This is a genomic window from Sphingomonas lenta, from assembly GCF_002288825.1.
Classification (GTDB): domain Bacteria; phylum Pseudomonadota; class Alphaproteobacteria; order Sphingomonadales; family Sphingomonadaceae; genus Sphingomonas; species Sphingomonas lenta.
This window is the reverse complement of record NZ_NSLI01000002.1, coordinates 739,691-755,027: the sequence shown is the minus strand read 5'-3', so window position 1 is coordinate 755,027 and position 15,337 is coordinate 739,691. Positions and strand designations below refer to the sequence as shown.

Below are 15,337 nucleotides of genomic sequence, written 5' to 3'. Positions count from 1 at the left end.
GACGGTCGCGCGGCCCGATCGAGGAACTCACGCTCAATGCTCCTCCTCGCTTGCGCCGAGCTGCGACTTGAGCACGAAGGCGCCGCGCGTCGCGATCACCGCGCCGGGCTCAAGCCCGTCCACGATCTCCACGCGGCCGCCGCTGCGCGCACCGACCGTGACCGGCTGCGCCTGAAAGCCGTTCGGCCGGCGTACGAACACCTGATCGCGTCCCTCGATCTGCTGGACGGCCTCTTCCGGCACGACGATCCGACCGCCTCCCGGCGCGTCGCGAGGCAACAGGCGGACCCTGAGCGACTGGCCGGGCTGAAGCCCCGCGGGCGTTCCCGCAGGCGCCAGCACGACGGTCGCGGTGCGCGTTTCCGCGTCGAGGCTCGGGGTAGACGACCGCACGGTGGCGGCGACCGTCCCGCCGCCCGGAAGCTCGATCACGGCGCGGTCGCCGATCGAGATCCGCCGCGCGTCGATCGCGGGCACGGCCGCGTTGATCTGGATGAGGTTGGGATTGGCGATCCTGAACAGCTCGGTGCCCGCCGACACGAACGCCCCGAGCTGCGCCGACGTCGCCGTCACGCGCCCGCCGATGGGGCTGGTCAGGATGAGGTAACGCCCGTCCGCCGAGATGCCGGCGGCGGACGCCGCCGTCTGCGTGCGCCGCGCTTCCGCATCCGCCTGGGCGAGCGCCGCCTGGGCCGCCTCCAGGTCCTGGCGCGCGGTCACGCGCGCGTTGTAGAGCCGGCTCTCGCGGGCGGCGGCGGCGCGGGCGAGCTGAGCGCGCGCACGCGCGGCCGCACGTTCGGCCGCGAACGCGGCGGCGTCGCGGCTCTCCAGATAGGCGACCGCCTCGCCCGCCCGCACCGGGTCGCCGAGGCGCTTCAGGATGCGGCTCACCGCGCCGTCCGCGCGGGCGGCCAAGGATGCCGACCCCTGCGGCGACGGCTCCACCGTCGCCTGCGCGATGATCTCGGAGCCGAGCGTTCCGGCCGCGACCGTCTCCGTCTGGATGCCGACGGCGGCGAGCTTCGACTCATCGAGCGCGACGAACCCTTCCGGCCCGTGCTCGGCTTCCTCGCCCTCCTCCGCCGCGGCGGCGGGAGCGGCGGCCGGCGCCGCGGCCGGCTCGGGGGCCAACACCGTGCGTCCGAGAAGGACGCCGCCTGCGCCGACGACCAGCGCCAGCCCGCCTGCGGCCGCGAGCAGTTGCTTCCTGTTGTTCGAAAGATCCATTGCGTTCATCCTTATTGGGCAGCGGCGCGGACGAGCGTGGCGGAAGCCTCCGCCAGCGCCGCGCGCGCGTCGATCAGTTCACCCTGGGCGGCTGCGAGCGCCTGCTGCGCGTCGAGCAGCTCCAGAAGCGTCAAGCGGCCGGCGCGGTAGGCGAGGTTCGCCAGCCGCAACGCTTCGGTCGCCTGGGGGAGCGCCGCGCGTTCGAGCGCGTCGACCCTGGCGCGGGCCGCGGCAAGATTGGTCTGCGCGTTGCCGATCCGGGCGGTCGCGAGTGCGAGCGCTGCGTCGCGCCGCGCCTCCGCGGCCCTGATCGCGGCGCTCGCGGCGGCGATGTTGCCCTGGTTGCGGTCGAACAGCGGCAGCGGCACCGACACGCCCGCCACCAACGCGGTGTCGCTGGTCTGCTCCAGCCGGCGCACGCCGACCCCGACCGACGGGTTCAATCGACGGGCCACCTGCTCCTGCCGGAGCGCCGTTTGCGCCTGGAGCCGCTCGGCCTCGGCCAGCCGTACCTCCAGCGTGGCCCGCGGCTCGATCACGCCCAGCGCCACCGGCGCGAGGGGGCCGGTCACCGCGCGCACCTCGCCCGCGACGCCGAACAGACCGGCGAGCAGGCGACGGGCCGTCAGGTCCGCCGCTTCCGCCGCGCGGAGCGCCGCCTCCGTTTGGGCAAAGTTGGCGCGCGCCCGCAGCGCGCGAAGCGGGGGCTCCCGACCGGCGGCGACGAGCTCGTCGGCGATGCGTGCGAGCTCGCGCGCGCGTTCGGCGTTGTCGATGGCCAGCCGCAGCCGATCGCGCGCGGCGGCCGCGCCGGCGAACTGGGTGCGGACCGCCTGGACGAGGTCCGCGCGAGCGATAGCGAGCCGCACCTCTTGCGCCGCGAGCGCCGCTTGCGCGGCGTTGACGCGCGCCGACCGACGGCCGAACAGGTCGAGCTGCTGGTTGACCGTGACGGTGGTCTCGACCGAGTTCAGGCCGGAATAGACCCCGCTGCCGGTAAAATTCTCGACGTCGACGCTGAGCTGCGGGTTGGGCCGGAACCCCGCCTGGCGAAGCCGCCCCCGGCTCGCCTCGACATCAGCTTGCGCGGCGACCACCGTCGGCGAGCGCGCGAGAGCCTCGTCCAGCGCCTGCTCCAGCGTCAGCGCCTGCGGTAACGGACCCGTCCGGGGCGCGAGCGGAGCGGCGGGCGATGGTGGGCCCGAGACCGTCGACGGCTGAGGCGCGGTCGGCGTCGTCGCGGGCTGCGCGATCGGAGCCGTGACGGAGCCGCCCGCCTGCGCCGATGACGCGGCGATCGGGAGGAGGGAGCCGGCGGAACCCGGAAACCGGGCGGCGGCCGCGCCTACGCCCGCCGTTTGCGCCTGCGCGATCGTCGCGCTGGACGCCACGGCCATGACGGCCGCGATGACACGATACATTCGATGAACTCCTGACGAATCTGGAACGGCCCGCGCTTCACCAAGCGCAGGTCGAGAGGGTCGTCAGGCTTGCGGCGGCCTCAGCGCCGAGTCGGGCTCGATCGCAGCCCTGAAACCGGGAGACCAGATCGGCGGCGCGGGCGTGAGCGCGAGCGTCTCGGGCACCGGCTCGGCGCCCGCGGACGTCGCGACGTGGTGGCCGTGGCAGCCGGCCAAGCAACCCAGGCAAGCCTTGTCCGGCGTCTTCTGCTTCTGTCCTTCATCCCGAGCATGATCGGACGCGAAAGATTTGGACGCCACCGGCACGTCGGCGCAGTTGACCGCCTCCCGGGCATGGGCCGTCGAGCCAAGACTAAGCCCCAAGGCCAGCATCGCGAACAGGAAAAGGCGCAGCAGCGGTCGCATGCGAGCGTTCCTCTAGCAGCTATCCGGCCCGGTGTAACCGATCAAGATTACTATTCGAGCGAGATGACGCGCTGTTTTTCAGTTCCCGCCATGCTTGCGACATGATCTGTTGTCCACCCCAGAGGCCGAGCACGGCCATGATGCCGGCGACGACAAGGTCGGGCCATGCGGTGCCGGTCCTGAACACGCCGGCCGCGGCAAGCACGACCGCGACGTTGCCGATCGCGTCGTTGCGCGAGCAAATCCAGACCGAGCGCATGTTCGCGTCGCCGGCCCGGAAGCGGTAGAGCATCAATGCGACAAAGGCGTTGGCGAGCAGCGCCGCTACGCCGATCGCTCCCATGATCTCGGCCTGGGGCATGGTTCCATGAAACACCGCCCACAGGGTCGCGCCGAACACATACAGGCCCATCAACGCCAGCGTGGCACCTTTCAGAAGCGCGGCCCGCGCACGCCACGCGAGCGCCATGCCGGCGACGCCCAAGCTGATCGCGTAATTGGCCGCGTCGCCGAAGAAGTCGAGCGCGTCCGCCTGAAGCGCTTTTGATCCGCCGGCGATGCCCGCGGCCATCTCGACCGCGAACATGCCGGCGTTGATCGCGAGCGCGACCCACAGGGCGCGCCGCCAAGTCGGGCTGTTAAGGGCGCTCCGCTGGTCGGATGCGCAACTGGTGCAAGCCATGAATGTCACCTCGAACGACTCGATGCGACGCCCTATATGCACCCTGTAGTCGCTAGAGGGTCAAGGGCCGTGGCCGAAAAACTGCAAATTGGGAAGCTCGCGGAAGCGACGGGCACCAAGGTCGAGACGATCCGCTGGTATGAGAAGGTCGGGCTTATCGCACCCCCGGCGCGCACGGGCGGCAACTATCGGGCCTATTCGCCCGACGATCTGGCGCGACTTTCTTTCATCCGACGGGCGCGCGATCTCGGGTTTTCGCTCGACCAGGTGCGAGCGCTGCTCGACCTGGCGACGGATCCGGGGCGGGACTGCGGCTCGGTCGATGAACTTACGACGGGGCACCTGGCCGAGGTCGACCGCAAGATAGCGGACCTCACGGCGCTGCGGCGCGAGCTGGCGATACTGCTGACCTCGTGCCGGGGCGGCACCGTGTCCGACTGCCGCATCCTCGAAGCGTTCGGGCCGTCCACGGCGCAAGCGGAGTAGCGGTTCTCTTTTCACCCCTCCTCGTTTCCAGTAATGTAGAATAATGGAAGCGAGTCGCGATCGAGCGCTCGCCGTTACGGGAAGGGACGCCGACGTGAAAAGCTGGATGATGGCCGCCGCGATCGTGATGCTGCCGAGCGCCGCGCTCGGGCAGTGGGAACCCACGTCCGAAGTGCTGGTGCTCCAGGCCCGGGGTGAAGGCCCCTGGGTCGTTCGGTGCCAGCTCCAGGACAGGAAGGGCGAGACGGTCACGCGCGAGATCGTCGGCCGCGGGCGGGGCTGGCAACGCCTTACCATGCTCGACGCCCGCGGCGGATCGTGCTCGTACCAAGCCGCGCCCGACAAGCCGTTGGAGATCACGAAGCGCGGCGGCCTGTATGGCTGCCCGCTCGCGACCAAGACGCGGAAGGGGTGCGAGCAGACGATCCCCGCCGGCGGCTCGGGGCAGTTCGAGGTGACGCGGCGGGACCTGGCGCAGTGACGGCCTCGGCCGAACCGGCGCGGCGTTGCTCGCCGCGACGGTTCCGCTACATGCGAAACATGGAAATGAAGCAAGCCGTCGCGGCCCTGTCCGCGCTCGCGCACGACGCGCGCCTCGCCGTGTTCCGCATGTTGGTCCAGGCCGGGCGCGACGGGCTGGCGGCCGGCGAGATCGCGCGTCGGCTCGGCGTGCCGCCCAACACGCTGTCGTCCAACCTCAACATCCTCTCGCATGCTAACCTGGTCGAGAACCGGCGCGAGGGCCGGTCGGTCATCTACACGGCGCGGTATGAGAACATGACGGAGCTGCTGGAGTTCATGATCCAGGACTGTTGCGCGGGCTCGCCCGAGATATGCGCGCCGCTCGCCGACGTGGCGTTGCGGAGCCGCTGCGGCCCGACGGGAACGGCGTGATGCCCCGGCCCGTCAACGTGCTGGTGCTCTGCACCGGCAATTCCGCGCGCTCCATCCTGGGCGAAGCGATCGTGAACCGGCTGGGGGAGGGACGTTTCCGGGGCTTCTCGGCCGGCTCGTCTCCCAAGGGCGCGGTCCACCCGGGCGCGCTGCGCCTCCTCCAGCGCCACGGCTATCCGGTCGAAGGCTTACGCTCCAAGAGCTGGGACGAGTTCGCCGGCCCCAAGGCTCCGCCCGTCGATGTGGTCGTCACCGTCTGCGACAACGCGGCGGGCGAGGTCTGCCCGATCTGGCCCGGTCATCCGGTCACGGTCCATTGGGGCCTGCCCGACCCGGCCGCGGTCGAGGGCGACGAGGCCGCGGTCGACGCCGCTTTCGAGGCCGTCCACGCGGCGCTGTCGAAGCGCATGGGCGAGCTGGTCCAGCTTCCCATCTTAGACCGGCAAGTGCCGGCCCCGGCGCTCCGGCGGCGGCTCCAGGCGATCCACGACGATCTCGAAGCGGCGGACGCGCCGGGAGGACGGGCATGATCGACGTCATCATCTACCACAACCCGGACTGCGGCACGTCGAGGAACGTCCTCGGGCTGATCCGCAACGCCGGCATCGAACCCCATGTGGTCGAGTATCTGAAGACCCCGCCCTCGCGCGCGCTCCTGGTCCAGCTCATCGACCGCGCCGGGATCACCCCGCGCGAGCTGCTGCGCGAGAAGGGAACGCCCTATGCGGAGCTGGGGCTGGGCGACGCCTCGCTGTCGAAAGACGCGCTGGTGGACGCGATGATGGCGCATCCGGTCCTCATCAACCGGCCGCTCGTCGTCTCGCCGCTTGGCGTGAAGCTCTGCCGCCCATCGGAAGCCGTGCTCGATCTGCTGCCCGCGCCCCAACAGGGCGCGTTCGCGAAGGAGGATGGCGAGCTGGTGGTCGACGCTTCCGGCGAACGGGTGCGCTGATGGCGACGCTCGCATCCGAAGCGCAGCGGCCCGGCATGTCGACGTTCGAGCGCTACCTGACGCTCTGGGTGGCGCTGTGCATCGTCGCCGGGATCGGGCTGGGGTCGCTCATGCCCGGCCTGTTCGCCACCATCGCCGCGGCGGAACTGGCGCGCGTCAACCTGGTCGTCGCCGTGCTCATCTGGCTGATGATCGTCCCCATGCTGCTCAAGATCGACTTGCGTGCGATCGGGAGCGTTCGCCAGCATTGGAAGGGGGTGGGCGTCACCCTGTTCATCAACTGGGCGGTCAAGCCGTTCTCGATGGCGGCGCTCGGCGCGTTCTTCATCGGCTGGCTGTTCGCGCCCTTGCTCCCGGCCGGGGAAGGCCCGTCCTACATCGCCGGGCTGATCCTGCTCGCCGCCGCGCCCTGCACGGCTATGGTGTTCGTGTGGTCCAACCTCTGCGACGGGGAGCCGACATATACCCTGTCGCAAGTCGCCCTGAACGACGTGCTGATGGTGTTCCTGTTCGCGCCCCTGGTGGCGCTGCTGCTCGGCGTCGCGGCCGTCACCGTACCCTGGGACACGCTGCTGATCTCGGTCGGCCTCTACATCGTCGTGCCGGTGATCGTCGCGCAGGTAATCCGGCGCGGCGTGCTGGCGAGCGGCGGGCAACCCGCGCTCGATCGGCTGCTGGCGAAGCTCGGCCCGGTGTCGCTGGTCGCGCTGCTCGCGACCTTAGTGCTGCTGTTCGGGTTCCAGGGCGAACAGATACTCGCGCGGCCCTTGGTGATCGCGCTCCTCGCCGTTCCGATCCTCATCCAGGTCTACCTCAACGCCGGGCTCGCCTACTGGCTCTCGCGCCGGTTCGGGGTGGCGTGGTGCGTCGCCGCTCCGGCCGCGCTGATCGGCGCGTCCAACTTCTTCGAACTGGCGGTCGCCGCCGCGATCTCGCTGTTCGGCCTCAACTCGGGCGCGGCGCTGGCGACGGTGGTGGGCGTGCTGGTCGAGGTGCCGGTGATGCTCTCGGTCGTGTCGATCGTGAAGCGCACGCGCGGCTGGTATGAGCGGAGTGCTGCCGCGTGAGCGGGAAAGTGTTCTACGAGGTGCCGCAAGGGGCATACGACACTCTCCGCGTCGCGCTTGAGCAAGCGGGCCTGCCAACATCGGACCTGGACGAGCCCGGCCGGCTGTTCTTCGGCCTGTCGGACGATCGGGGGATCATCGGCTATGTCGGGCTCGAAGGTGACGGGCCGGATCGCCTGCTCCGCTCGCTCGTGATCTTCCCGAGCCGTCGCCGCCTCGGTCACGGCCGGGAGCTGGTCGAGCGCCTGGAGGGCTGTGTTGCCGGCGTGGTCGAACGGCTCCACCTCCTCACCACCACGGCCGCGCCGTTCTTCCGCGCGAACGGCTATGCGGACGCCGATCGCGCCACGGCTCCTGCGCCGATCGCCGCCTCGCGCGAGTTCACCGCGCTCTGCCCCGCCTCGGCCGCCTACCTCGTGAAAGCCCTCTGATGCCGCTCCGTCCGGTCCCCGATCCTGACCATCTGCCGGCGCTCGATCCCGCCTATGTCCGTCAGCGCCCTGCGCTAGGGCTGGGGCCGCTCGATCCCGCGCCCCGCATCCTGCTCCTCTTCGGCTCGCTTCGCGAGCGGTCGTTCTCCCGCCTGGCTGTCGAGGAGGCCGCGCGGCTCCTGCGGCTGTTCGGGGCGGAAACCCGCATCTTCGATCCCTCCACCTTGCCGCTGCCCGATCAGGTGAAGGGCGACGATCATCCGGCCGTGCGCGAGCTGCGCGAACTGTCGATGTGGTCGGAAGGGCATGTGTGGTGCTCGCCGGAGCGCCACGGGCAAGTCACCGGGATCATGAAGGCGCAGATCGACCACTTGCCCCTGGAGATGGGCGGGATGCGCCCGACGCAAGGGCGCACGCTCGCCGTCATGCAGGTTTCGGGCGGGTCGCAGTCGTTCAACGCCGTCAACACGCTGCGCCTGCTCGGCCGCTGGATGCGGATGTTCACCATTCCGAACCAGTCCTCGGTGGCGATGGCCTACAAGGAGTTCGACGAGGACGGGCGCATGAAGCCGTCCAGCTATTACGACCGGATCGTGGACGTGATGGAGGAATTGGTGCGGTTCACGGTCCTGCTGCGCCCCCACGCGGGTCAGCTCGTGGATCGCTACTCCGAACGTAAGTCGGCCGGGGTGCCGGTCGAACCCGCGGTCGATCTGGCGAGCATGGCAACGGCGGCGGAGTAACGCCGGGAGCCTTCGCATCCCGGCCGTCACGCCATTTGCTTCGTGATCGCCCGCCCAACCTGCTCGGCTGCTTCCAGCACGGCGGCGTCGTCCAGGTGCGCGTAGCGCGCCGTGGACGTGATCTTGGCATGCCCGAGCAGCTTGCCGATCATCGGGAGCGTTTCGGACAACCCCGCCGCGTGGCTCGCGAAGCTGTGGCGCAGGTCGTGGATTCGCACGCCCGCCAAGCCCGCCTGGTCACGCCATTGCTGCCACTGATAGTCGAGCGACAAGGGCTGGTCCCGCGCCTCGTCCCAGAATACCTCGGCCCGGTTCTTTTGGCGCGGTAAGGCGTCCAGCAAGGCCCGCACCTGCGCACCTATCCAAACCGTCCGCGGCCCCGTCTTGCTGTCGGTGAGCAGCAAGCGCTGGCCCTTTACCTCGGTCCATTTCAGGTTCACGATCTCGCCGCGGCGGCAGCCGGTCAGGAGCAGTGCCAGCAGCGCCGTCGCGTGCTGTGGGTGCGTTTGCCGCGCCGCGTTCAGGACTGCGCCCAACCGCGCAAGCTCGTCCCCGGACAGGAACCGCTCGCGCCTGCGGCGACGGTTCTGGCGAACGCCCGTGCAGGGATTGGTGTTCTCCTCGCGCACGCCCCAGGCCTCGGCCTTGTTGAACAGCGCGCGCATGATCTCGAAGCAGCGGTTGCCCGCCCCCGGTCCGCTCCGGTCGGATACGGCGGTGAACCAGCGCAGGATGTCGGGCTGCTCGATCTCATCGATGAACAGCTTGGGAAACGCGTCGTCGATGTGGTTCCGCCGGTAGTCCTCGTAGCGGTCGCGCGTGCTCGGCTTCCAGGTGGGCGCTACCTTCTGCCAGTAGAGCGACACGAACTCGCCGAAGAGTGGGGCGGCGCGGGTGCGCTTACGCTGCTCGGCCGGGTTACCACCGACTTGGGCGCGAAGCAGAATACGGCGCGCGACCGCGACCGCCTCGGCGTCGGTGAACAGGGCGGCGTTGCCGATCGTCACCGTCCGCGTCCGCCCGCCCATGAACGACTGGACGACGTACACGCGCCGCCCGCCGCCATAGTGGCGTATGCCGAAGCCGGGGAGTGTTTGCGACCATGTGGTGCGGCGCGGGCTGCCCCAGGCGCCAAGCCCACGCTCCGCGCCGATGCCGACGCAGGCTAGTTCCTCCGCGACGATGCGGGCCAGGCTCTGCGCGGTCATGCCGACAGCCCCAGCGCATTCGCGAGCGACGAACAGACCCGCTCGGCCGCGTCCATGACGGCCTCGTCCGCTAGGTGCGCGTAGCGCGCCGTCGTTTCGGGAAGCGCGTGACCCAGCAGCTTGCCGATCAGGCCCAGTGACACGCCGTCCATGATCGCCACCGACGCGAAGCTGTGGCGCAAGTCGTGTAACCGCACGTCGGGCAGCGCCGCCAGCTTGCGGACCTTGCGCCAGTGGTTGTCCACCCTGGGCGGGCGCTCCGGGTCGTCCGGGCCGGCGAACACGTAGCCGCTCGCGCGTCGCGGGAGGCTGTCGAGCACGGCCATGGCGGGCGCGTTCAAGTAGATGGTCTTCGGCCCCGTCTTGCTGTCGGGGAGCGCCAAGCGGGGCGGGTGGACGTGCTCCCATCGAAGCAACGCCACCTCGCCCATGCGCGCGCCGGTGTAGATCAGCATCCGGATCGCCGCGGCGATGTTGGGCCAATCGGGCTCGATTTGGTCGATGGTACGCGCGAGGCGGCGGTATTCGGGGGCGGACAGGTAACGCTCGCGCTCCTTGACCTTGTAGCGCGGCATGGCCCTGCACGGGTTTGACCCTCGACGGCGGTGCCCAAGCTGCTCGGCATAGGCGAGCATGACGGCGAGAACCGGGAGGGCGCGGTTGAACGCGCACGGCCGCGTCGCGAGCCCGTCACGCCAGCAGACGACGTCGGCGCGCGTGAACGCGTCGAGCGCCACGTCGCCGAACGCGGGCACAAGCTCTTTCGCGATCAGCCACCGGTTGCGCTTCTGGGTGGAGGGCTTCCAGTGCCGGGCGTAGTCGGCCCAGAACCCCTCGACGTAATCGCGAAAGAGCGGCGGGTCTTCCTTCCTCCGCGGCGCCGCCGGGCGGGGCAGGCCGTCCAGCCGGTTCGCCGCCAGCCGCCGCCTAGCCGCTTGGCGGGCCTGGTCGGCGCTGACCTCGGCGACGCTGCCCAGCGTCACCGTGCGCTTGATGCCGCGCTCCCGGTGCGTGACGATCCAGCACTTGTAGCCGGTCGGGCGCATGCGCAGGCCGAAGCCCGGAAGCTCGCTGTCCCACAGCACGCACGGCTCGGGCGGGCACTTCCGCCGCGCGACATGGCCGTTCAGGCGGACTGGTGGGACGTTCCGCTTGCCGCGAGTCGGCCCCGCTTCCGCGGCCGATCGGGCGGGCATGGGGCCATTTACGGAAGGCGGAACGCTCGCCCACTTGCGGCAGTGGGAGTGGCGGATTTCTGCGGTTTTCTTCTTCTGGGCTGCGGCTTGCCGCGTAGGGTGTGCCGTTCTTTCCCCAGCTGAGACATGGTGCCGAGGTTGCGGATGTGATCCTGTCGTTCGGCCAGTGACGGCGTACCGGCGGGACGCTGACGCGAGCACGTTGGTCGTATCGCTTGTACGTTATCCCGCGAGACTACGCATGAACGCTGCGGTACCAACATCGAGCGACCCGAGGGGCTTCCGAGTCGGAGGTTCCGATCTTCAGGCCTGGTCCGATCAACGGTCCGGCCGGGCCTCTTTTCGGTCGTCCTGTGCGCTCTTCGCGAGCACGAGAAAGGGGAGGGGCCGGAGCCCCTCGCGCCGTCGTCACTCGTCCGATTGGCCGGCGTCGACCGTGTGGACGATGCGGTCCACCAAGTCCTCGATGAGCGTCTCGTACGCGCCCTCGTCCGCCACCCAGTAGGTGCCGTCGTCCATCCTGACGATGTGCTGGTCGAAGTAGCTGTGCCGCGCTCTCGCCTGCGCCCTCCGCAGGGCCTCCAGGTAGGCCTCGTGCTCCGCCGCATCGTAGGGTGCCGCGTCCAGAGTGGTGATTTGGGCAAAGTAGGTCATGACCGTCTCCTCCATGCAATCGAAAGACGGCATGGGCTTGCGACGGGGCGAGGAGCCGGGGGTCAAGGACCGCGCCTTGGCGCGGCCGCGTCAGCGGCGATGGGGGTCACGATTTTTCCGGCCGTGCGCTGTCGCCGGTTCGTGCGGGTTGACCTTCGATCGGCCGGAAAAATGGTGGGGCCCCGTCGTCCTTGAGGCCCGGCTTCTCGCCCCGTCATCATGGAGGTGCTTGAGCGAGCAGAAGAGCTCGCCCGTCACGGGCTCGATGCCCGTGACGGGCGATGGTAGCGATGCCGTTGGCGGGTCGAGATCGCACCCGAACTTCCGTGCGCGGACGGCGCGCTGATTCGCGCGTCCGGCGCTAAAACCGGTTGCGCGATGTCGCCTGTCTATCGCGCCGCGCGCGAGGTTTCGGCCCCGTTACTCTGTTGAATAGGCGTTCAATGTCGTGCAGCTGCTGCGATCGTCGGTTCCAGCCTCAGGACAGTTGAGGCGGCCCCGGGATCGTGTCCTCCTGTTGCTCGGAAGGGGCTTCGACCAGCAAAGGAGAACAGGTCGTGGCCAAGAAGAAGCCGAGCGCGCTCGACGCGCTCGCGAGACACAATGACGAGCGTCGTGCGATGGAGGATCGTGGCGCGGAACTGAAGAGGGCAGCGGCCCTGGAACTTGGGCTCGCTGTGCTCGACGCGGGCGGCGCCGGGCTCAGTCTAACCCAGGTCCGGCAGGCGATCTCGTCGGCGTTGGGGAGCGGGAAGAAGAATGTCGACCGGCAGGCGGTCATGAGTGCGAGCGGCGCTGCTCCCGAGCAGAGCGGCGGCAACTCTCACGCCCTGAGCGAGGAGCCTCAGCATGGCTGAGACCACGCGCAAACCGCTCCCGAGCGACGTCGCGGAGATCGTCGCGATCGTAGCCGATCCGAGCGTCAGCTACTGGCTGAAGCAGGCGCTCGCGGCCGCGCTCGACCGCGATCCGTTCGACGCTGAGCGGGACGCGATCCTGCTCTCGACGCTGCTTACCCGGCGTGTGGACGCCATCGTCGCGCGGCATTTCGGGAACCCGCGACCGCAATAGCGAGCGGCTCCGGCGGCGGAGGTCGCCGGAGCCGGTCGTCCCGTCAGAAGGGAATGTCGTCGTCGAGGTCGAGCTGGCCGCCGCGGCCGCCGTTCTGGTCCGAGCCCTGCCGGCCGCGGCTGAGGAACTGGACGTCCTCGGCGATGATCTCGGTGGCGTAGCGGGTGATCCCGTCCTTCTCGTACTGCGAGTAATGGATGCGGCCGCGCACCGAGACCATCATGCCCTTGGTGGCGTACTGCTCGACCGTCTTGCCGAGGCCGTTGAAGCAGGTCACGCGGTGCCATTCCGTGTCCTTGAGCGTGTAGCCGGTCGACGGGTCCTTCATCACCTTGCCCTCGCTGTCCCGCTTGGGGCGGCTCGTGCCGAGGCTGAAGTTGGTGATCCGGGTGTCGCCCCGGGTGGAGCGGGTCTCGGGGTCGGCACCGAGATTGCCGACGAGCAGAACGGTGTTGGTCATGACGCTTCTCCTGGTCGTCGTCGGGACCGTCCCGATCGACTGAAGCCCGGGCATGGCGAGGGTCGCGGCGGACCAGCACCGAGGAGCCAGAGGCGACGAGGCTACCCCGGAGCGAGGCTGGCGCGGGCAGGCCCCGTCAGGGGCCAACACGGGCCGACGCGAAGCGGGTTGCGGGGTCGACGCCTCGAGCCATAGGGCTGATGAAGTCGAAGGGATCGGTCCGGCGGGGAGACCGGACGAGACGCTCACCCCAGGCCTCCCTCGTCGTGCTTGCCGGGCGGCCCGATCCGCCCCGCCGGGGAGCCGGTCCGGCCGCTTACGACAGGCCGGGGCGGGGCAGCAGGGGTGAAGGGGAAGTCCCGCCGTCCAGCCGGCGAGGTCAAGTCGAGAGGATCCGTCCGCGCTGCTCTCCGCCTCCGGTCTGAACGGTCGATAACGGCGACATTCAGGCCCGGCTCAATGCCGATGCACCATAAGCGCGGTCAAGGAAGGCGGCGGTGCCGCCACCGTGTTCAAGGAGTACCAGCGATGTTCAAGAAGCTCTCGATAGCAGGCGCTGCCCTGGCGATGACGGCGGGCGCGGTCCTGCCGGCAACCGCGGCCGATGCCCACCGTACGGGCTACCGCCACACGCACAGCCGTCAGTACGCCGGCTACGATCGTCAGTACCGCGATTATCGCGGCTATAACAGCTACCGGGCCCAGCAGAAGTGCGCGGATGGCGACGGCGGCACCATCGTCGGCGCGATCGCCGGCGGCCTGCTCGGTCGCACCATCGACACTCGTGGCAATCGCCTGCTCGGCACCGTGCTGGGCGCAGGCGCGGGCGCGCTCGCCGGCCGCGCGATCGATCGCTCGGATCGGCCCGGTTACTGCCGCTGACGGCAGTGTGTTCAGCTCCCGCGTAGCGTTTCGGGAGCGGGGGCCTGATCTCCTCTCGGGGAGGTCAGGCCCCTTGTTTGCCAGGGCTGAGTGATCGACCCTACCGCGTCGATCAGAAGAATGGACCTGCGATAAGGACGGCCAGGAACGCCGTCGCGAGTAGAGTCATGAAGGTGCGCATCAGCCGGCTCGTTGCAGTAGGCGTCACCCGCGGATGCGCGCGCCACGCGCGGTACCATTCGTCAGCCATTATCGCTCCCGCGGTCTGAGGTCGAACCGATCGCCCCACCGGTATCGCCGTCCTAGTGCGCGACCTGCCGAAGGGGGAGCTACTCCGGAAACGCTTACCGCCGCCGAGCCGAGTGCGGACGCGCCGAGCCGGCGTGACCCTGGAGAGCTTCCGGTGCATGTTTCCCCCTCGCCCTGGCCGCTGATGCGGTGTTGGGCTGCGGCTCGTTAGAGCAAAGCCGAGCGGGTTTGGGAAGGCTGAGGGGAGGGCCGGCCCGGCGAGCCGGCCCATAGCGGCGTCAAGCTGCGGGCGCCGCCGCGCGCTTCGGATTGGTGCCGAGCGGACCGCGACGATCGACCACCTGGATGCGGCGCTCCTTGGCCTGGATCACCAGCCGCTCGAGCACCCCGTTGCCGGGGAACGCGACGACGAAGCGAGGATCGAGCGAGAGCATCTGCTCGTTGCGGCGGAACCCCGCACGCTGGCCGAGCCGGGTATCGAGTCCGAAGGCGATCTGAGGCACGCGGCGTGCCTCGGCCCAGGCCGAGGCCAACCGGTCGGCGCCCTTGCTGTCGCCACCATGGACAAGGACCATTTCGGCGACATGCTCACGGACCTTGTCGAGCGTCGCCCAGATATTCTCGCCGAACTGCTTGGCTTCGTCCGTCGTCGGGAAGGACTGGCGACCGCCCGCGAAGACGACCGGTTTGCCGGCGGGCATGGCGGCCTTGCGCTTCGACTCCGCCCGGGCGCGGAGGAACTCGCGGCCCTGCACGACCGCGGACGTGGCGTTCGCGTCGTGGCTCAGCCGGGACCCGCCGGCCGGACGCCAGGAGTGGCCGGTCTCGTGCATGTAGAGCTGCGCCGCGGTCTCGCGCAGGCCTTCCAGGGCGATCATCGCGGCTTCAGCCGCCTGCGCCCGGTCGACCTGCTTCTCGAGCTCCGACGCATGCACCTCCGAGCCGTCGCCGCTCGCCACGAGCAGCCGGATCTCGTCGGTCGCGCGGTCGATCAGGCCCGCCTTCTTGGTTGCGGCGCGGTGGAAGAGGTTGACGAAACCCCAGGCGAGCTCCTCGGCTTCTGGCTCCAGGTTCGTGTCGGTAAGGAGCGCGAACAGGTCGGACCAGACGGCGGTCAGCGTATGCGTGACCGCCTCGGGGTCAGGGGCGACGAGCGACCGGTCGACCTCGGGACGGTTCGCGATCGAGAGGTGGCCGAGTTCGAGGGCGGCAAGCTGGGCCGATAGCGTGGACGGCATGATCAGGTCTCCTTGGGCAGCGCCGGTGCTCCGGCGCCGGGAGCCCAGGAGGCCCGGCGGCACGAGGCCGG

At 69.8% G+C, this 15,337-nt stretch carries 21 protein-coding genes; 11 read left to right on the top strand and 10 right to left on the bottom strand.

The features are described from left to right. Nucleotides 1–33: 33 nt before the first annotated feature. The 4 genes from CKY28_RS06920 to CKY28_RS06905 all read right to left on the bottom strand — a co-directional run bounded on the left by CKY28_RS06920 (nucleotide 34) and on the right by CKY28_RS06905 (nucleotide 3,735). On the bottom strand, nucleotides 34–1,227 hold the full coding sequence (locus tag CKY28_RS06920; protein ID WP_095997551.1) for an efflux RND transporter periplasmic adaptor subunit: 1,194 nt from the start codon (nucleotides 1,225–1,227) through the stop codon (nucleotides 34–36). Between the two features lie 11 nt (nucleotides 1,228–1,238). Continuing rightward, nucleotides 1,239–2,648, bottom strand: coding sequence for a TolC family protein (locus CKY28_RS06915; protein WP_245841665.1), 1,410 nt, complete (start codon nucleotides 2,646–2,648; stop codon nucleotides 1,239–1,241). A 63-nt stretch (nucleotides 2,649–2,711) separates the two neighbouring features. After that, nucleotides 2,712–3,053, bottom strand: coding sequence for a hypothetical protein (locus CKY28_RS06910; protein ID WP_095997550.1), 342 nt, complete (start codon nucleotides 3,051–3,053; stop codon nucleotides 2,712–2,714). A 19-nt stretch (nucleotides 3,054–3,072) separates the two neighbouring features. Next, nucleotides 3,073–3,735 (bottom strand): cation efflux transmembrane domain-containing protein, encoded by a 663-nt coding sequence (locus CKY28_RS06905; RefSeq protein ID WP_095997684.1) that lies wholly within the window; start codon nucleotides 3,733–3,735, stop codon nucleotides 3,073–3,075. 69 nt (nucleotides 3,736–3,804) lie between these two features. Here CKY28_RS06905 and CKY28_RS06900 point away from each other — a divergent pair, with 69 nt between their 5' ends. From CKY28_RS06900 to arsH, 8 genes are all read left to right on the top strand, one after another. Beyond that, nucleotides 3,805–4,221 (top strand): MerR family transcriptional regulator, encoded by a 417-nt coding sequence (locus CKY28_RS06900; RefSeq protein WP_245841663.1) that lies wholly within the window; start codon nucleotides 3,805–3,807, stop codon nucleotides 4,219–4,221. Between the two features lie 94 nt (nucleotides 4,222–4,315). After that, entirely contained in the window at nucleotides 4,316–4,702 is a 387-nt protein-coding gene (locus tag CKY28_RS06895) for a hypothetical protein (protein ID WP_095997548.1), read from the top strand. 59 nt (nucleotides 4,703–4,761) lie between these two features. Then, nucleotides 4,762–5,115: an ArsR/SmtB family transcription factor gene (locus CKY28_RS06890; RefSeq protein WP_095997547.1), complete on the top strand. Its 354-nt coding sequence runs from the start codon at nucleotides 4,762–4,764 to the stop codon at nucleotides 5,113–5,115. Next, a complete protein-coding gene (locus CKY28_RS06885; RefSeq protein ID WP_095997546.1) occupies nucleotides 5,115–5,645 on the top strand; it encodes an arsenate reductase ArsC in 531 nt (176 codons plus the stop codon). Before CKY28_RS06890 ends, CKY28_RS06885 begins: the two co-directional genes overlap by 1 nt. Next, nucleotides 5,642–6,067 carry an arsenate reductase (glutaredoxin) gene (gene arsC / locus CKY28_RS06880; protein WP_095997545.1) on the top strand — a complete coding sequence of 142 codons (426 nt, stop codon included), beginning with the start codon at nucleotides 5,642–5,644 and terminating at the stop codon, nucleotides 6,065–6,067. Before CKY28_RS06885 ends, arsC begins: the two co-directional genes overlap by 4 nt. Beyond that, entirely contained in the window at nucleotides 6,067–7,134 is a 1,068-nt protein-coding gene (gene arsB, locus CKY28_RS06875) for an ACR3 family arsenite efflux transporter (protein ID WP_217989558.1), read from the top strand. The genes arsC and arsB overlap by 1 nt, the downstream gene beginning before the upstream one ends. Next, nucleotides 7,131–7,565, top strand: coding sequence for an arsenic resistance N-acetyltransferase ArsN2 (gene arsN2 / locus CKY28_RS06870; RefSeq protein ID WP_342747148.1), 435 nt, complete (start codon nucleotides 7,131–7,133; stop codon nucleotides 7,563–7,565). Before arsB ends, arsN2 begins: the two co-directional genes overlap by 4 nt. Next, the gene (gene arsH / locus CKY28_RS06865) at nucleotides 7,565–8,308 is read left to right on the top strand and encodes an arsenical resistance protein ArsH (RefSeq protein ID WP_095997542.1); all 744 of its coding nucleotides are present in this window, start codon (nucleotides 7,565–7,567) and stop codon (nucleotides 8,306–8,308) included. Before arsN2 ends, arsH begins: the two co-directional genes overlap by 1 nt. A gap of 26 nt (nucleotides 8,309–8,334) precedes the next feature. Here the strand turns inward: arsH and CKY28_RS06860 are convergent, their stop codons facing one another. The 3 genes from CKY28_RS06860 to CKY28_RS06850 all read right to left on the bottom strand — a co-directional run bounded on the left by CKY28_RS06860 (nucleotide 8,335) and on the right by CKY28_RS06850 (nucleotide 11,366). After that, nucleotides 8,335–9,516 carry a tyrosine-type recombinase/integrase gene (locus tag CKY28_RS06860; RefSeq protein WP_095997541.1) on the bottom strand — a complete coding sequence of 394 codons (1,182 nt, stop codon included), beginning with the start codon at nucleotides 9,514–9,516 and terminating at the stop codon, nucleotides 8,335–8,337. After that, nucleotides 9,513–10,712, bottom strand: coding sequence for a tyrosine-type recombinase/integrase (locus CKY28_RS06855; protein WP_095997540.1), 1,200 nt, complete (start codon nucleotides 10,710–10,712; stop codon nucleotides 9,513–9,515). Before CKY28_RS06855 ends, CKY28_RS06860 begins: the two co-directional genes overlap by 4 nt. Nucleotides 10,713–11,120: 408 nt before the next feature. Continuing rightward, nucleotides 11,121–11,366, bottom strand: coding sequence for a hypothetical protein (locus CKY28_RS06850; protein ID WP_245841662.1), 246 nt, complete (start codon nucleotides 11,364–11,366; stop codon nucleotides 11,121–11,123). Between the two features lie 557 nt (nucleotides 11,367–11,923). Here CKY28_RS06850 and CKY28_RS06845 point away from each other — a divergent pair. Both CKY28_RS06845 and CKY28_RS06840 read left to right on the top strand, forming a co-directional pair. Further along, entirely contained in the window at nucleotides 11,924–12,223 is a 300-nt protein-coding gene (locus tag CKY28_RS06845; RefSeq protein ID WP_095997539.1) for a DUF6437 family protein, read from the top strand. Beyond that, nucleotides 12,216–12,437, top strand: coding sequence for a hypothetical protein (locus tag CKY28_RS06840; RefSeq protein ID WP_095997538.1), 222 nt, complete (start codon nucleotides 12,216–12,218; stop codon nucleotides 12,435–12,437). The genes CKY28_RS06845 and CKY28_RS06840 overlap by 8 nt, the downstream gene beginning before the upstream one ends. A 43-nt stretch (nucleotides 12,438–12,480) precedes the next feature. On the opposite strand, the gene CKY28_RS06835 is transcribed toward CKY28_RS06840, so the two are convergent. Beyond that, a complete protein-coding gene (locus tag CKY28_RS06835) occupies nucleotides 12,481–12,897 on the bottom strand; it encodes a single-stranded DNA-binding protein (RefSeq protein WP_095997537.1) in 417 nt (138 codons plus the stop codon). A 528-nt stretch (nucleotides 12,898–13,425) separates the two neighbouring features. Here CKY28_RS06835 and CKY28_RS06830 point away from each other — a divergent pair. Then, nucleotides 13,426–13,779, top strand: a complete 354-nt coding sequence (locus CKY28_RS06830) for a glycine zipper 2TM domain-containing protein (protein WP_095997536.1) — start codon at nucleotides 13,426–13,428, stop codon at nucleotides 13,777–13,779. A gap of 112 nt (nucleotides 13,780–13,891) precedes the next feature. On the opposite strand, the gene CKY28_RS18590 is transcribed toward CKY28_RS06830, so the two are convergent. Further along, nucleotides 13,892–14,029, bottom strand: coding sequence for a hypothetical protein (locus tag CKY28_RS18590; protein ID WP_176472983.1), 138 nt, complete (start codon nucleotides 14,027–14,029; stop codon nucleotides 13,892–13,894). A 277-nt stretch (nucleotides 14,030–14,306) separates the two neighbouring features. Next, entirely contained in the window at nucleotides 14,307–15,266 is a 960-nt protein-coding gene (locus CKY28_RS06825; RefSeq protein WP_095997682.1) for a DUF2493 domain-containing protein, read from the bottom strand. Nucleotides 15,267–15,337: the final 71 nt, after the last annotated feature.

Excerpts from the sequence above, each read along its gene's own strand:
- CKY28_RS06830 (WP_095997536.1), top strand. The coding sequence starts at position 13,426 with ATGTTCAAGAAGCTCTCGATAGCAGGCGCTGCCCTGGCGATGACGGCG.
- CKY28_RS06905 (WP_095997684.1), bottom strand. The coding sequence starts at position 3,735 with ATGGCTTGCACCAGTTGCGCATCCGACCAGCGGAGCGCCCTTAACAGC.
- CKY28_RS06885 (WP_095997546.1), top strand. The coding sequence starts at position 5,115 with ATGCCCCGGCCCGTCAACGTGCTGGTGCTCTGCACCGGCAATTCCGCG.
- CKY28_RS06910 (WP_095997550.1), bottom strand. The coding sequence starts at position 3,053 with ATGCGACCGCTGCTGCGCCTTTTCCTGTTCGCGATGCTGGCCTTGGGG.
- CKY28_RS06920 (WP_095997551.1), bottom strand. The coding sequence starts at position 1,227 with ATGGATCTTTCGAACAACAGGAAGCAACTGCTCGCGGCCGCAGGCGGG.
- CKY28_RS06835 (WP_095997537.1), bottom strand. The coding sequence starts at position 12,897 with ATGACCAACACCGTTCTGCTCGTCGGCAATCTCGGTGCCGACCCCGAG.
- CKY28_RS06890 (WP_095997547.1), top strand. The coding sequence starts at position 4,762 with ATGGAAATGAAGCAAGCCGTCGCGGCCCTGTCCGCGCTCGCGCACGAC.
- arsH (WP_095997542.1), top strand. The coding sequence starts at position 7,565 with ATGCCGCTCCGTCCGGTCCCCGATCCTGACCATCTGCCGGCGCTCGAT.
- CKY28_RS06825 (WP_095997682.1), bottom strand. The coding sequence starts at position 15,266 with ATGCCGTCCACGCTATCGGCCCAGCTTGCCGCCCTCGAACTCGGCCAC.
- arsB (WP_217989558.1), top strand. The coding sequence starts at position 6,067 with ATGGCGACGCTCGCATCCGAAGCGCAGCGGCCCGGCATGTCGACGTTC.
- CKY28_RS06915 (WP_245841665.1), bottom strand. The coding sequence starts at position 2,648 with ATGTATCGTGTCATCGCGGCCGTCATGGCCGTGGCGTCCAGCGCGACG.
- CKY28_RS06850 (WP_245841662.1), bottom strand. The coding sequence starts at position 11,366 with ATGACCTACTTTGCCCAAATCACCACTCTGGACGCGGCACCCTACGAT.
- CKY28_RS18590 (WP_176472983.1), bottom strand. The coding sequence starts at position 14,029 with ATGGCTGACGAATGGTACCGCGCGTGGCGCGCGCATCCGCGGGTGACG.
- arsC (WP_095997545.1), top strand. The coding sequence starts at position 5,642 with ATGATCGACGTCATCATCTACCACAACCCGGACTGCGGCACGTCGAGG.
- CKY28_RS06860 (WP_095997541.1), bottom strand. The coding sequence starts at position 9,516 with ATGACCGCGCAGAGCCTGGCCCGCATCGTCGCGGAGGAACTAGCCTGC.
- CKY28_RS06855 (WP_095997540.1), bottom strand. The coding sequence starts at position 10,712 with ATGCCCGCCCGATCGGCCGCGGAAGCGGGGCCGACTCGCGGCAAGCGG.
- CKY28_RS06840 (WP_095997538.1), top strand. The coding sequence starts at position 12,216 with ATGGCTGAGACCACGCGCAAACCGCTCCCGAGCGACGTCGCGGAGATC.